Raw genomic sequence first — 13,465 nt, 5'->3', positions numbered from 1 at the left:
CCGTTGAAACAAGAACCAGGTTAGTGACATGACAAGAATAAGTTCGTTACCTGCCGATGATGCCACCTGTGGCTGGTATCACCTGAGCAAACCTCGCACGCCAAGGCCGGCCCACAGTGGTCACAGCCAGGCGCGCTGGGTGGTGGTCGGCGCCGGCTTTACCGGCCTGGCCGCTGCGCGGCAGCTGGCAACGAACTTCCCGGATGACGAGATCGTACTGATCGAGGCCCAGGAGGTCGGTTTCGGCACCTCCGGGCGCAACGCCGGTTTCGCCATCGACCTACCACACGACATTGGCGCCGAGGACTACATCGGCGACATCGACATCGCCAAGACCATCCTCAAGCTCAACCTGGGTGGCCAGTCGTACCTCAAGGAACTGATCGAGCGCTACGACATCGAGTGCCAGTTCCGCCATTGCGGCAAGTACCAGGCCGCCATCGAAGACCGTGGCATCGCCGTGCTGGATGCCTATCGCCGTGGCCTCGACAAGCTCGGCCAGCCCTACGAAGTGATCGAAGGGCGCGACCTGCCCGAGCACATCGGCACCCACTTCTACCGCAAGGGCCTGTTCACCCCGGGTACGGCACTGCTGCAGCCCTCGGCACTGGTCAAAGGCCTGGCCGACAGCCTGCCAAGCAACGTTTCCCTCTACGAACACACACCGATCACCGACGTCGAGTACGGCGACAAGGTGGTGCTGCGCCACGCCAATGGCTCGATCACTGCCGACAAGCTGGTGCTCACCACCAATGCCTTCGGCATGAGCTTCGGCTTCCTCAAGGGCCGCATGCTGCCGGTGTTCACCTACGGCAGCATCACCCGCCCGCTGACCGAGGACGAACAGGCGCGCCTGGGCGGCAAGCCCTACTGGGGTGTGATCCCGGCCGACCCGTTCGGCACCACCATGCGCCGTACCGTCGACAACCGCCTGCTGATCCGCAACAGCTTCAGCTACAACCCGGACGGGCGCAGCAACCGCAAATACCTGGAACGCTTCGTCGAGCGCCACCGCGAATCTTTCGCCCGGCGCTTCCCGATGTTGCCGGGTGTGAACTTCGAATATACCTGGGGCGGTGCACTGGCCTTGTCGCGCAACCACATGGGCTTCTTCGGCAAGTTGGCGCCGAATGTGGTGGGCGCATTGTGCTGCAACGGCCTGGGCGTTACCCGTGGCACCGTCACCGGCAAGTTGCTGGCCGACTGGCTTGCGGGTGACAAGAACGAAATGATCGAGTTTCTGCTCAATGCCCCCGGGCCTTGTGCGAACCCGCCGCAGCCCTTGGTTTCCCTGGGCTTGAACGCCAACCTGATGTGGGGGCAGTTCCGCGCTGGCAAGGAAAGCTGACCGTTCTTTGAAGTAGACAGGAAGCAACTTGATGCCGGTGGTTATTTGCCGGCACGGGCGCCCTTTGCCCGATTTGATGATCGAGATGCGTAGTCCGGTCACCCGGGGCTGAATGTGGTTTTCAGTTTCGCGGATGCGCTCGCCTTGAATATGTGCAAGCAAGAAGTGGTAGGAACTAACAATGACAAGTCCGAATCTTTCGATTGAAGAAGTACCGATCAACAACTTCCACCAGTTGCTGACCTTGCGTTCCGGTGGCGGTTCGTTCGTCGATGGCTATGTGCTGAGCATCATTGGCGTGGCCATGGTGCAGATGTCCGCCGGCCTCAACCTGACCAGTTTCTGGCAGGGCATGATCGCCGCCTCGGCGTTGATCGGCATCTTCTTCGGTGGCTTCTTTGGCGGCTGGCTGACCGACCGCCTGGGCCGCAAACGGGTGTTCTTCGTCGGCCCGGTCCTGTTCATGCTGGCTTCGGTCGCGCAGTTCTGGGTGGAGTCGGCGCTGGCCTTGTTCCTGTTGCGCTTCGTCATCGGCATCGCGGTGGGCATCGAATACCCGGTGGCGACTTCGCTGCTGGTGGAGTTCCTGCCCAAGAAGAACCGCGGCCCACGCCTGGCCACCCTGACCGTGTTGTGGTTCGCCGGTGCCGCAACGGCCTACATGGCCGGTGAAGCGATCCTGCGCCACGGTGGCGACGACGCCTGGCGCCTGGTGCTGGCCAGTGCCGCAGTGATTGGCGCACTGCTGTTCGCCATCCGCCTGGGCACCCCGGAATCGCCACGCTGGCTGATCAGCAAGGGCCGTTCGGCCGAGGCCGAGCAGGTGATCAAGCAGGTCTACGGCAACGGTTTCAGCCTGAAGAACCTGCCCGAGGAACCCAAGACCCGCAAGCTGTCGTTCCTCAGCCTGCTGCACTCCGGCTACGGCAAACGCATGCTGTTCGTCACCATGTTCTGGACCTGCTCGGTTATCCCGGTGTTCGCCGTCTACGCTTTCGCTCCAAAAGTACTGGGAGCGCTGAACCTGAAAGGGGACTGGGCGGCGATCGGCTCGGTGGCCATCACCTGCCTGTTCGTGGTCGGTTGCATCATCGGCACTCGTCTGCTGAACACCATTGGCCGACGCACCACGCTGCTGCACAGCTTCTTCTGGTCGGGGCTGGCACTGCTCGGCCTGGGCGCCTTCAGCAACGGCAACGAGATGCTCATCCTCGTGCTGTTCGGCGCCTACGCCTTGTTCATTGGCGGTGCCCAGGTGCTGCAGCTGGTCTACCCGAACGAACTGTTCCCCACCGAAATTCGCGCTGGCGCCGTGGGCGTAGGCACCTCGATGTCGCGGATCGGTGCCGCAGTCGGCACCTGGCTGGTCCCGATCGCCCTGGATAGCTATGGCATCGGAGCAACCATGTATGCCGCTGCCGCCGTGACGTTCGTCGGCCTTGCCTTCTCGGTCGCCCTGGCCCCGGAAACCCGTTCGCTGAACCTGCAACAGGCCGCTTCGTTGGGCTGAATTGACTGACAACCCGCCACGGCGTCGATCCGTCGTGGCCTTTACAACACTGATCAACGCACTGGAGAACCTACCGTGAAATTCGAAGGCATCTACACCCCGGCAATCACTCCGCTGGCTGCGGACGGCTCGATCGACAAGGCGGCGTTCGCCGAAGTGCTCGAATACCTGGTCGAGTCGAAGATCCACGGCGTCATCATCGGCGGCTCCACCGGCGAGTACTACGCCCACACCACCCAGGAGCGCATCGAGCTGGCCGCCCAGGCCAAGGACGTGCTCAACGGCCGCCTGCCACTGATCGTCGGCACCGGTGGCATCCGCACCGAAGACGCCGTGGCCTTCGCCCAGCACGCCAAGGAAATCAAGGCCGACGCGCTGCTGGTCGGCACCCCGCCGTACGCACTGCCGACCCAGCAGGAAATCGCCCTGCACGTCAAAGCCGTGGACGCTGCTGCCGGCCTGCCGATCATGCTCTACAACTACCCGGGCCGCATGAGCGTGAGCATGGGTGAAGAGTTCTTCGACGCCGTGGCCGACGTGAAAAACATCGTCGCCATCAAGGAAAGCTCCGGTGACATGGCCCAGCTGCACCGCCTGGCCATCAAGCGCCCGAGCATCCAGCTGTCGTGCGGCTGGGACGACCAGGCCCTGGAATTCTTTGCCTGGGGCGCCAAGAGCTGGGTCTGCGCCGGCTCCAACTTCATCCCGCGCGAGCACGTGGCCCTGTACGAGGCTTGCGTGATCGAGAAGGACTTCGACAAGGGCCGCAAGATCATGGCCGCCATGATGCCGCTGATGGACTTCCTTGAAGGTGGCAAGTTTGTCCAGGCGATCAAGAACGGCGTTGCCCTGAACGGCCTGAAGACTGGCGGCGTGCGCAAGCCACTGTACGACCTGGATGACGCCGAGAAGGCCGAACTCAAGCGCGTGGTCAGCGAACTGAAGGCCACCATCGCCCAGATCAAATAAGGAGGCTGGAAAAATGGCTGAATTGCTGAGCAAGGAACAATACGCGGCCATCGCCGCCGACCTGCAGCTGCGCACCAAGGCGTTCATCGACGGTGAATTCCGCGATGCCATCTCAGGCCGCACTTTCGTCACCACCAACCCGGCCACCGGCAAGCAGCTGGCTGAGGTCGCCGCCTGCGACGTCAACGACGTCAACGTTGCGGTGGCTGCGGCCAAGCGCGTGTTCGAAGAGGGCACCTGGTCGAAGATGCAGCCGAACGACCGCAAGCACGTGCTGCAGAAGTTCGCCCAGCTGCTGGAAGACAACGCCCACGAACTGGCGGTGCTGGAAGCGCTGGACAGCGGCAAGCCGGTCAGCGAGTGCCAGACCGTGGACGTGCCGGAAACCATCCACACCATCCGCTGGCACGCCGAGCTGATCGACAAGATCTACGACGCCACGGCCCCGACCGGCAATGCCGCCGTGACCATGGTGGTGCGTGAGGCCATTGGCGTGGTCGGCCTGGTACTGCCGTGGAACTTCCCGCTGCTGATGCTGGCCTGGAAGATCGCCCCGTCGCTGGCCGCTGGTTGCTCGATCGTGGTCAAGCCGGCCAAGGAAACCACCCTCAGCGCCCTGCGCGTGGCCGAACTGGCCCATGAGGCGGGCATTCCTGCAGGCGTGTTCAACCTGGTGCCTGGCGGTGGCCGTGAAGTGGGCGAAGCCATTGGCCGCCACATGGACATCCCGATGGTCAGCTTTACCGGTTCCACCGACACTGGCCGCCTGTTCCTGAAGTACGCTGCCGAGTCCAACCTCAAGCGCATCGTCCTGGAGCTGGGTGGCAAGAACCCGGCCGTGGTCATGAACGACTGCGAAGACCTCGACGAAGTGGCCCAGTTCGTCACCGCCGGTGCCTTCTGGAACATGGGTGAGAACTGCTCGGCGTCCTCGCGCCTGATCGTCCACAAGGACGTCAAGGACGAGCTGCTGGGCCTGATCGCCAAGCACCTGAAGGACTGGAAACTGGGCGACCCGCTCGACCCGGACAACCGCCTGGGCGCGATGGTCAGCAAGTCGCACTTCGAAAAGGTGAAGTCGTACCTGGAATACGCTGCCGAGCAGAAACTCAGCATCGTTCAGGGTGGCGAGACCGAGGAAGGCGTGTTCGTGCAGCCGACCATCGTCGACAACGTTGGCCGCGACAACAAGCTGTTCGTCGAGGAAATCTTTGGCCCGGTGCTGAGCGTGACCAGCTTCGAGACCATTGACGAGGCGATCGAGCTGGCCAACGACACCGTCTACGGCCTGGCCGCCTCGGCCTACACCGGCAGCCTGCGCAATGCGCTGCGCCTGTCGCGTGAAATCCGCGCGGGCGTGGTGACGGTCAACTGCTTCGGCGAAGGTGATGTGACCACGCCGTTCGGTGGCTACAAGGAGTCTGGCTTTGGTGGGCGCGACAAGTCCATCTGGGCCCACGACCAGTACACGGAGCTGAAGACCATCTGGATCAACGCTTCGTGACCTGAGCAAGACCGGTGCTGTTCTGACGGAGCTCAGCACCTGGCCGCCCTTGCAGTTCTACTGCATGGGCGGCTTTTTTTATTTGAATTTGGGGCCCGACCGGGTATTCAGCCCCTTGGCCATGCGGTCATACAGCACCACATTCACCGTCGCCGCCAGGTTCATGCAGCCTTCGGTGGGGATGTAGATGGTCTCTTCGCACCAGCCCCGCACTTCCTCGCTCAACGAGCCATCCTCAGGCCCGAAGATATAGATCGCCCGGTCCGGGTGGGTGTATTCAGGCAGCGGCCGTGCGCCGTCCACCAGCTCCACCGCCACTGGCGTGCAACCCAGGGGAATGATGCGTTGCAGGTCGTCGATGCCGATCAGCGGAATGTCGTAGTGCACCCGCTTGGTGTCGGTGACGAAGTCGCGCGCGCGTTCATAGCGCTTGCCGGTGTAGAATACCGAATTGACGCCGTAGCAACCCGCTGCGCGCATCACCGAACCGACGTTCTCCGCAGACTTGGGGTTGAACAGGCCGATGCAGCTGTACCGTTTGTTTGCCACGTGCCGGGGCCCTTCGCGAAAAAAAGAGCGCGATTATACGGGCTTGCCGGCGACGGCGGGGATTTGCAGACAGCGGTCGCGACGATCAGTCTTTCTTGAGCATGCCTGCCAGCCCGGCGAACGGGTTATGGGTGGCCTTGGCGATGCTCGGGGTGCTGGTCGAGCCTTCGCTGAAATACTGTTGATCGGTGTAGCGCGAGTGCTCGTTGTCGTGGCAGTACAGGCACAGCAGCTCCCAGTTGGAGCCGTCCTGCGGGTTGTTGTCGTGGTTGTGGTCACGGTGGTGCACGGTCAGCTCGCTCAGGCGCTTGCCAGAGAACTCGCGGGCGCAGCGGCCGCACACGTGCGGGTACATTTTCAGGGCCTTGTCGCGGTAGCCCATCTCCTTGTCGCGCTTGGCGTCGGCGAGGATGCGATCGAGGCGGGCGGTGGCGGCGGAGGTGGAAGCCGAACTCATGGTGTTTCCTTTGTTCTGATCAGGCAGATGACGGTTATGCCATTGAGTCTAGCGCGCTTGCAGGGCAGGCGGACAGGCGAAAACTCGAATATCGGCGTAGCCTGTAGAGAGGTTCCCGACAGGAGGTTGCTGATGTTCCACGCGATCCTCGCCGCGCTGCTAGTCGCCGCCATGCCCCTGGCCGAAGCGGCAGGCACGCCACCACGGCTGAACACCCCGGTACCCGGTGCGCCGGGCACGCCGACGCCCACGCCTTACCCGCAGATTACCCCGAGCACGCCGCCCAAGGCCTACGACAGCACTCCGGGCGGGCCGCTGCTACCGCCGATGCCGGTACCGGGGCCGCCGAAGGACCAGGACTTGCCTGGCCTGCGCCAGGAACCACCGAAGGCGCCTGCGCAGGATGACTAAGGGTTTGCCTTTAGTTATTTGGCGTCTGCGAGATCGAGCGCCGCCCGCGCGGCGCATCGCGAGCTTTGCTCGCTCCTACGTTTGTTTTTGGCCAGTAACGCCTGCGCCAGATGCGCGCGACCGCCTTGATGGTACGACGCAATATCGCGCCATGCGCCAAAGCGTTCGCGCGCAAATTCTCCAGGAGTAACTGGCCCGAAACAAACGTAGGAGCGAGCAAAGCTCGCGATGCGCCGCGCGGGCGGCGCTCGGTCTCACAGGCGCTGAAAACCTAACGGCGAACCCTTCGAACCCTCACACCACCCCCAGCTCCCCAAACACAAACGCATATTCCAGCGCCACATCGCGCAGCCCCTGATACCGCCCGCTCATCCCGCCATGCCCGGCGCCCATCTCGGTCTTGAGCAGCAGCAGGTTGTCGTCGGTCTTGCGTGTGCGCAGGCGAGCCACCCACTTGGCCGCCTCCCAGTACTGCACGCGGCTGTCGTTGTAGCCGGCCACCACCAGCATGGCCGGGTAGGCCTGGGCGCTGACATTTTCATAGGGCGCGTACGCCTTGATGCGCGCGTACACCTCGGGCTCCTCGGGGTTGCCCCATTCGTCGTACTCGGTGACGGTCAACGGCAGCTCGGGGTCGAGCATGGTATTGAGCACGTCGACGAACGGTACCTCGGCGATGGCGCAGCGGAACAGTTCCGGGCGCAGGTTGAGCACCGCGCCCATCAGCAGGCCGCCAGCGCTGCCGCCGCTGATGGCCAGGCGCTCTGGCGCGGTCACACCCTCAGCGATCAGGTGTTCGGCGCAGGCGATGAAGTCGCTGAAGGTGTTGTGCTTGTGTTCCTGCTTGCCAGCGCGGTACCAGGCTTCACCCAGCTCGCCGCCGCCGCGCACGTGGGCGATGGCAAAGGCCACGCCGCGTTGCAGCAGGCTCAGGCGGGCATGGGAGAACCACGGGTCGAGGCTTTCGCCGTAGGCGCCATAACCATACAGGTAGAGCGGCACGGTCTTGCCCTGGTCTTGGCGGCGGCGCACCAGGCTGATCGGTACCTGGGTGCCGTCCGGCGCGGTGGCCCACAGGCGCTGGCTGACGTAGTCGTCGGCGTCGAACTGGCCGAGCACCGGCGTCTGCTTGAGCACTTCCTGGGCGCCCGTGGCCAGCTCCAGCTGGCGCACCTGGGCTGGGCGGTTGAGCGCCTCATAGCGCAGGCGCACACGGCGGCTGGCAAACTCCAGGCTGTCTTGCACGTACAGGCTATAGGCCGCATCGGGTAACTCGACGCGGTAGGGAGCCAGCCCCTGCGGGCGTACTTCGATGATCGGCAGGCCGCCTTCACGCAGGCTTAGGGTCAGCGCCTCGGCATTCAGGCTCAGGCCCTCGAGCATGATGTCGTCGCGGTGCGGCACCAGCACCTGCCACTGGTCGCGGCTCGGGACCGGGGTGGCCGGGGCATGGCAGAGGGCGAAGTTGATGCCGTCCTGATTGGTCCGGATGAACCAGCGCCACTGGCCGTCGAGCTGGCCGTGGTCAGGGAAGTACTCGTGGCCCTCGACCCGTGGCGCCAGGCAGGTGAATGCCGCTTGGGGCGTTGAGGCGTCGAGCACCCAGGCCTCGCTGGTGGTCTTGCTGTTGAGCAGCAGCACCAGCTGGCGCTCGGAGCTGGTGCGGTAACAGTGCAGGAAGAAGCGGCCGTCGGCTTCTTCGAACACCGTGGTCGCATCGGCCTCGCCAAGGGTGTGGCGGCGCAGGCGCCAGGGGCGGTGGGTATCGTCCAGTTCGGCGAAGAACAGCGTCTGGCTGTCGTTGGCCCAGGTCATGCTGCCGTCGCAGTCGTCGAAGGGCAGGGCGGCCAGGTTGCCGCTGGTCAGGTCCTTGACGTACAGGCTGTAGATTTCGTCGCCGCTGGTGTCGAGGCTGTAGGCCAGCAGGCGGTGGTCGGGGCTGACACTGAACGCGCCCAGCGACAGGAAGCCACCGTTGGCCAGGGCATTGGGGTCGAGCAGCAGTTGTTCCTGGCTTTCATCGACTGTGTTGGAGTCGTCCGCCGGGCGCGGGCAGCGGTAGTGGCGCGGGTACTCGTCGCCCGCGGTGGTGCGGGTGTAATAGAGGTACGGGCCCCAGGGCGAGGGCAGCGACAGGTCGGTTTCGAGGATGCGGCCCTTGATCTCTTCGAACAACTGCTCGCGCAGTGGCGCCTGGTCGGCCAGGCAGGCCTCCTGATAGGCGTTTTCCGCCTGCAGGTAATCGAGCACTTGCGGGGTGTCGCGCTGTTGCAGCCAGGCGTAGGGATCGGCGGCCTGGTCCTGGCGGGCAATGGGGGGCTGGGGCTTGGTTGGCATCGGGGATCTCTTGACCGGGACAGGGAGACGCTGTCTGCGCCCTGAAAAGTGTTTATCATAGGCATCTCTTTGCCTGGCTTGCACGAACACCATGATCGAGAACGACTACACCTTCGCCTGGGGCCTCTACGCTGTCGCCGCCCTGGGTTGCCTGCTGGTGGGATTCAAACTCACCGGCTGGATGTGGCGCTGGCTGCGTGAACCGCTGCGGGTGATCCTGGCGGTGCTGCTGCTGACCCCGACCATCGTCGACCCGGTCAAGGACAGCTTCGCCCCGGCGATCGCCATCACCGCCCTGGACCTTGCGTTCAAAGTCGGCAACAACGCCTGGCGGGCGATCTCCGATTTCGCCATGTACGGCATGATCGCCTTCGCCTTGTACATCGTCTTCGTGCTGATCCGCTGGCCGCTTGAAAAGCGCGCCCGCGAGCGCCGCGCACAGGCCGAAGCCGCCGCCCAGCGCCGTGCCGCCGAGGACAATGCAGTCACCGCTGGCGCGCCAATGGCCGCCGAGCGCCATGACCGTTACCGCGACGACCCGCCACCTGCCGCACCGAGCGGTGGCCGCGGCCGGGTCGAGCCACGCCTGTAAGCGGAGACACCCCCATGTGCGAACTGCTGGGCATGAGTGCCAACGTCCCCACCGACATCGTCTTCAGCTTCACCGGCCTGATGCAGCGCGGCGGGCGTACCGGCCCGCACCGCGATGGCTGGGGCATCGGCTTTTACGAAGGGCGCGGCCTGCGCCTGTTCCAGGACCCAGCCGCGAGCAGTGAGTCGGAAGTCGCCAACCTGGTGCAGCGTTACCCGATCAAGAGTGAAGTGGTGATCGGCCATATCCGCCAGGCCAACGTCGGCCGGGTATGCCTGTCCAACACCCACCCGTTCGTCCGCGAAATGTGGGGCCGCAACTGGTGCTTCGCGCACAACGGCCAACTTGGCGACTTCAAGGGCGAAGGGACGTTCTATCGCCCGGTAGGCGACACCGACAGCGAGGCCGCCTTCTGCGACCTGCTCAACCGCATCCGCGCGGCCTTCCCCGAGCCGGTCGAGGTGGAACAGCTGCTGCCGGTGCTGGTCGAAGCCTGTGCCGAGTATCGCGGCAAGGGCGTGTTCAACTGCCTGCTCAGCGACGGCGATTGGTTGTTCTGCTTCTGCTCGACCAAGCTGGTACACATTACCCGGCGTGCGCCGTTTGGTGCCGCCCGTTTGAAGGATGTCGACCTGATCGTCGATTTTCACACCGAGACCACCCCCAATGACGTGGTCACGGTGATCGCCACCGAGGCCTTGACCGAGAACGAGACCTGGCGGCGCTACGAACCCGGCCAATGGGGCCTGTGGCGACACGGCGAGTGCGTTGTGCAAGGCCAGAGCTAAGGACGCTGCATGTTCAGAAGTTACCTGCGTTTGCTGCTGTTCACCTTCGGCCTGCTGGCCGGTATCCAGGTGCCTGGGCTGGTCAAGGACTACAGCCAGCGGGCCGAGGCGCACCTGTTCGAATCGCGCCAGGCGCTGGACGGCTTCAAGCAGACCGCCGAGCGCTTTTTCAACGGCGACCTGCAGGCGCTGGTGCGGCATTACCGGACCAGTGACGACCCGGTGTTTCTCAGTGACGCCAACAGCATCGAGAGCCTGCTGATTCGCAATCAGCTGCTGGAAGACGAATGGCAGGCGCTGCAAGGCTCCTGGATGAGTCGGACCTGGCATGTGCTGGTGCAGCCGGAGCCGCAACTGCGCGAAGAGACGCTCAAGGGCTACAGCTACCAGATTCTGCTGGTGCCCGAAGCGATTGGCTGGGGTGTCGGGGCCGGGTTTGTGCTGGCTTTCGTGGTCGAGAGCTTGTTGCTGGGGATTGGTTGGGTGATCCTGGGTGGGCGGCGCAAGGCGGTGAAAGAGAGCTGGCGCTGATTGCTCCATATGCCTGTGCCGGCCCCTTCGCGGGACAAGCCCGCTCCCACAGATCGCTTACAGTTCTGAGGGCTGCGATTTACCTGTGGGAGCGGGCTTGTCCCGCGAAGAGGCCGGCGCAGGCGAAGTAAAACTGTCAGACCAACACAATCCGCTGCCCACCCACATCCCGGGCATACCGCTCCAGCACCTGCCGGCACACGCCGACCACCTCATCCACCAACGCCACCCCGGTCTGCCAGGCCACCACCAGCTCCAGGCTCGGCGGCGGCTGCAAACCCTCCAGCAACACCAGCTCACCCCGGCTCAACTCCGCATCCACCAAGGCCGGTGGCAAGGCGCCAACCCCGAAGCCATCGCGCAGCAAGCGGGTGATAGCCGCCACCGAGTTCACGCAGTTCAGACGCGGCGCTTCGGCCCCGGCACCCTGCAGCAGGCTGAGCACCTCCTGGTGAGGCCGTGAGTTCTTCGAGAAGGTGACAATCCGCTCGCGCCCCAGCTCGGCCAGTGAGGCGAAGTCGCGGTGGTACACCGAGCCTGCCGCCACCACCCAGCCCATGGGGTAGCGCGCCAGATCCTGGCTGCGGATCGATTGCTCGCGCAACAGGTCGGTCTGCAGGATCACGTCAAGAAAACCCTTCTGCAGCTGCTCGCGCAGGTTCAGTGCAGTGTCGGCGACCAGTTCGATCTCCACCTGCGGGTAGCGCTCGGTCAGTTCTGCCACCAGCGCGCTCATCCATGTGTGGATCACCGTGTCCATCACCCCGACGCGAATGCGCCCGACCTTGGCCCGGTCGCTGTCCAGTGACTGCTTCATGGCCTTGGCCGTGTCGAGCATGCGCTCGGCGTACTCCAGCACCTTGCTGCCTTCCGGCGTCAGGCTGACACCCCGGGAGTCGCGCAGCAGCAGTTTCACCCCAAGATCGGCCTCCAGCGCGGCAATGCGGCTGGACACCGAGGCCTGGGTGGTGAACAGCTTCTCGGCGGTAAGGCGGAAGCTCTTGAGGCGGGCGACCCAGACAAAGGTTTCGAGGAAGCGAAGGTTCATGATCAGTTTTTCTTGTTCCAGACCGGCGGTTTTTCTCGTTGGACTCAGGCAGCACGGCCTCTGAACATGACGCCCAGGCCGCGACGCCCCACGTCGCCCATAAAACAATACCAACAAGCCGAGGCAAGCATGAACCCAAGCGGCGTGCAGCAACAGGTGCAATCCCCTCCTTCGACCGGGCCGTTCGCCTGGTACCGCGACATCGACCAACAACAACGGCGCACATTCTGGAGCTGCAAGATCGGCTATGGCCTGGACGGCATGGACACGCAGATGCTCAGCTTCGTCATCCCGACGCTGATCATGCTCTGGGGCATCAGCACCGCAGAAGCCGGGCTGATCCACACCAGCACGCTGATCGCCTCGGCCGTCGGTGGTTGGGTCGCCGGCATCCTCTCCGACCGCATTGGCCGCGTGCGCACCCTGCAGCTGACGGTGCTGTGGTTCGCTTTCTTCACCTTCCTCTGCGGTTTCGCCCAGAACTATGAACAGCTGCTGATCGCCCGCACCTTGATGGGTTTCGGTTTCGGTGGCGAGTGGACCGCTGGCGCCGTGCTGATCGGTGAAGTGATCCGGGCCCAGGACCGCGGCAAGGCGGTGGGCATGGTGCAGTCGGGCTGGGCCATCGGCTGGGGCCTGACGGCAATCCTGTATGCGCTGCTGTTCTCCTGGCTGCCAGCGGAGCAGGCCTGGCGCGCGCTGTTCCTGCTGGGCCTGGTGCCGGCGATCTTCGTGATCTTCGTCCGCCGCCTGGTCAAGGACCCGGAGGTGTATCGCCAGGCCAAGGCCGGGGAAACCGCCGAAGCGCCGTCGCATTTCTACGAGATCTTCGCCCCCGGCATGCTCTGGACCACCGTACGTGCCTCGCTGCTGACCACCGGCGCGCTGGGCGGTTACTACGCCATCACCTCGTGGCTGCCGACCTTCCTCAAGAACGAGCGCGGCCTGAGCGTGCTGGGCACCGGCGGCTACCTGGCCATGGTGATTGTCGGGTCCTACATCGGTTATGTGGTCAGTGCGTACCTGTCCGACCTGCTGGGGCGCAAGAAGAACTTCATCCTGTTCGCCGTGGGCTCGTTCATCATTGTGCTGCTGTACACGCAGATGCCGGTCAGTGACGGCGTGATGCTGTGGCTGGGCTTCCCGCTGGGCTTCTTCGCCTCGGGCATCTTCAGCGGCATGGGCGCGTTCCTGACCGAACTGTTCCCGACCCGGGTGCGTGGCTCGGGGCAGGGCTTCTGTTACAACATCGGCAAGGTCATCGCTGCCTTGTTCCCGCTGCTGATCGGCCTGCTTGGCGAGAAGATCCCCTTGGGCCTGGGCATTGGCGTGTTCTCTGCGGTGTCCTATGGCGTGGTGATCGTGGCAGCGCTGAGCTTGCCGGAAACACGCGGCAAACAACTTCAGGCGCGCTAAGGTAG

The 13,465-nt window shown here is 64.1% G+C and carries 13 protein-coding genes; 9 read left to right on the top strand and 4 right to left on the bottom strand.

Features of this window, described 5'->3' with window-relative positions; all coding sequences use genetic code 11:
* The first annotated feature begins 28 nt into the window (after positions 1-28).
* From C2H86_RS04965 to C2H86_RS04950, 4 genes are all read left to right on the top strand, one after another.
* Positions 29-1,348 (top strand): NAD(P)/FAD-dependent oxidoreductase, encoded by a 1,320-nt coding sequence (locus C2H86_RS04965; protein WP_159411668.1) that lies wholly within the window; start codon positions 29-31, stop codon positions 1,346-1,348.
* 181 nt (positions 1,349-1,529) lie between these two features.
* On the top strand, positions 1,530-2,858 hold the full coding sequence (locus tag C2H86_RS04960; RefSeq protein WP_159411667.1) for an MFS transporter: 1,329 nt from the start codon (positions 1,530-1,532) through the stop codon (positions 2,856-2,858).
* Positions 2,859-2,933: 75 nt separating this feature from the next.
* Positions 2,934-3,827: a dihydrodipicolinate synthase family protein gene (locus tag C2H86_RS04955; RefSeq protein WP_159411666.1), complete on the top strand. Its 894-nt coding sequence runs from the start codon at positions 2,934-2,936 to the stop codon at positions 3,825-3,827.
* A gap of 13 nt (positions 3,828-3,840) precedes the next feature.
* Positions 3,841-5,331: an aldehyde dehydrogenase gene (locus tag C2H86_RS04950; protein ID WP_110637084.1), complete on the top strand. Its 1,491-nt coding sequence runs from the start codon at positions 3,841-3,843 to the stop codon at positions 5,329-5,331.
* A gap of 78 nt (positions 5,332-5,409) precedes the next feature.
* Here C2H86_RS04950 and C2H86_RS04945 read toward each other — a convergent pair whose 3' ends face one another.
* Complete coding sequence (locus C2H86_RS04945; protein WP_079229290.1) at positions 5,410-5,880, bottom strand: RNA methyltransferase; 471 nt, start codon at positions 5,878-5,880, stop codon at positions 5,410-5,412.
* An 85-nt stretch (positions 5,881-5,965) separates the two neighbouring features.
* Positions 5,966-6,337, bottom strand: coding sequence for a YajD family HNH nuclease (locus C2H86_RS04940; RefSeq protein WP_023381762.1), 372 nt, complete (start codon positions 6,335-6,337; stop codon positions 5,966-5,968).
* Positions 6,338-6,469: 132 nt separating this feature from the next.
* Here C2H86_RS04940 and C2H86_RS04935 point away from each other — a divergent pair, with 132 nt between their 5' ends.
* Positions 6,470-6,748 carry a hypothetical protein gene (locus C2H86_RS04935; protein ID WP_159411665.1) on the top strand — a complete coding sequence of 93 codons (279 nt, stop codon included), beginning with the start codon at positions 6,470-6,472 and terminating at the stop codon, positions 6,746-6,748.
* 294 nt (positions 6,749-7,042) lie between these two features.
* Here C2H86_RS04935 and C2H86_RS04930 read toward each other — a convergent pair whose 3' ends face one another.
* Positions 7,043-9,085 carry a S9 family peptidase gene (locus C2H86_RS04930; RefSeq protein ID WP_159411664.1) on the bottom strand — a complete coding sequence of 681 codons (2,043 nt, stop codon included), beginning with the start codon at positions 9,083-9,085 and terminating at the stop codon, positions 7,043-7,045.
* 91 nt (positions 9,086-9,176) lie between these two features.
* On the opposite strand from C2H86_RS04930, the gene C2H86_RS04925 reads away from it, so the two are divergent.
* Genes C2H86_RS04925 through C2H86_RS04915 form a run of 3 tightly spaced genes read left to right on the top strand, consistent with a single transcriptional unit; the run spans position 9,177 to position 10,996 of the window.
* Entirely contained in the window at positions 9,177-9,677 is a 501-nt protein-coding gene (locus tag C2H86_RS04925) for an MFS transporter (protein ID WP_159411663.1), read from the top strand.
* A gap of 14 nt (positions 9,678-9,691) precedes the next feature.
* Positions 9,692-10,465 (top strand): class II glutamine amidotransferase, encoded by a 774-nt coding sequence (locus tag C2H86_RS04920; RefSeq protein WP_159411662.1) that lies wholly within the window; start codon positions 9,692-9,694, stop codon positions 10,463-10,465.
* 9 nt (positions 10,466-10,474) lie between these two features.
* Positions 10,475-10,996: a DUF2937 family protein gene (locus C2H86_RS04915; protein ID WP_159411661.1), complete on the top strand. Its 522-nt coding sequence runs from the start codon at positions 10,475-10,477 to the stop codon at positions 10,994-10,996.
* 136 nt (positions 10,997-11,132) lie between these two features.
* Here C2H86_RS04915 and C2H86_RS04910 read toward each other — a convergent pair whose 3' ends face one another.
* On the bottom strand, positions 11,133-12,044 hold the full coding sequence (locus C2H86_RS04910; RefSeq protein ID WP_159411660.1) for a LysR family transcriptional regulator: 912 nt from the start codon (positions 12,042-12,044) through the stop codon (positions 11,133-11,135).
* Between the two features lie 129 nt (positions 12,045-12,173).
* On the opposite strand from C2H86_RS04910, the gene C2H86_RS04905 reads away from it, so the two are divergent.
* Positions 12,174-13,460 (top strand): MFS transporter, encoded by a 1,287-nt coding sequence (locus C2H86_RS04905; protein WP_110637065.1) that lies wholly within the window; start codon positions 12,174-12,176, stop codon positions 13,458-13,460.
* Positions 13,461-13,465: the final 5 nt, after the last annotated feature.

Origin of the sequence: Pseudomonas putida, assembly GCF_009883635.2 — a bacterium.
GTDB lineage: Bacteria > Pseudomonadota > Gammaproteobacteria > Pseudomonadales > Pseudomonadaceae > Aquipseudomonas > Aquipseudomonas putida_W.
The sequence above is the reverse complement of the archived record's forward strand: the minus strand, read 5'-3'. Positions and strand labels throughout refer to the sequence as shown.

What these genes read in the sequence shown, in the direction of transcription:
- C2H86_RS04965 (WP_159411668.1), top strand. Translation starts at nt 29, where the DNA reads ATGACAAGAATAAGTTCGTTACCTGCCGATGATGCCACCTGTGGCTGG.
- C2H86_RS04960 (WP_159411667.1), top strand. Translation starts at nt 1,530, where the DNA reads ATGACAAGTCCGAATCTTTCGATTGAAGAAGTACCGATCAACAACTTC.
- C2H86_RS04950 (WP_110637084.1), top strand. Translation starts at nt 3,841, where the DNA reads ATGGCTGAATTGCTGAGCAAGGAACAATACGCGGCCATCGCCGCCGAC.
- C2H86_RS04940 (WP_023381762.1), bottom strand. Translation starts at nt 6,337, where the DNA reads ATGAGTTCGGCTTCCACCTCCGCCGCCACCGCCCGCCTCGATCGCATC.
- C2H86_RS04935 (WP_159411665.1), top strand. Translation starts at nt 6,470, where the DNA reads ATGTTCCACGCGATCCTCGCCGCGCTGCTAGTCGCCGCCATGCCCCTG.
- C2H86_RS04930 (WP_159411664.1), bottom strand. Translation starts at nt 9,085, where the DNA reads ATGCCAACCAAGCCCCAGCCCCCCATTGCCCGCCAGGACCAGGCCGCC.
- C2H86_RS04925 (WP_159411663.1), top strand. Translation starts at nt 9,177, where the DNA reads ATGATCGAGAACGACTACACCTTCGCCTGGGGCCTCTACGCTGTCGCC.
- C2H86_RS04920 (WP_159411662.1), top strand. Translation starts at nt 9,692, where the DNA reads ATGTGCGAACTGCTGGGCATGAGTGCCAACGTCCCCACCGACATCGTC.
- C2H86_RS04915 (WP_159411661.1), top strand. Translation starts at nt 10,475, where the DNA reads ATGTTCAGAAGTTACCTGCGTTTGCTGCTGTTCACCTTCGGCCTGCTG.
- C2H86_RS04910 (WP_159411660.1), bottom strand. Translation starts at nt 12,044, where the DNA reads ATGAACCTTCGCTTCCTCGAAACCTTTGTCTGGGTCGCCCGCCTCAAG.
- C2H86_RS04905 (WP_110637065.1), top strand. Translation starts at nt 12,174, where the DNA reads ATGAACCCAAGCGGCGTGCAGCAACAGGTGCAATCCCCTCCTTCGACC.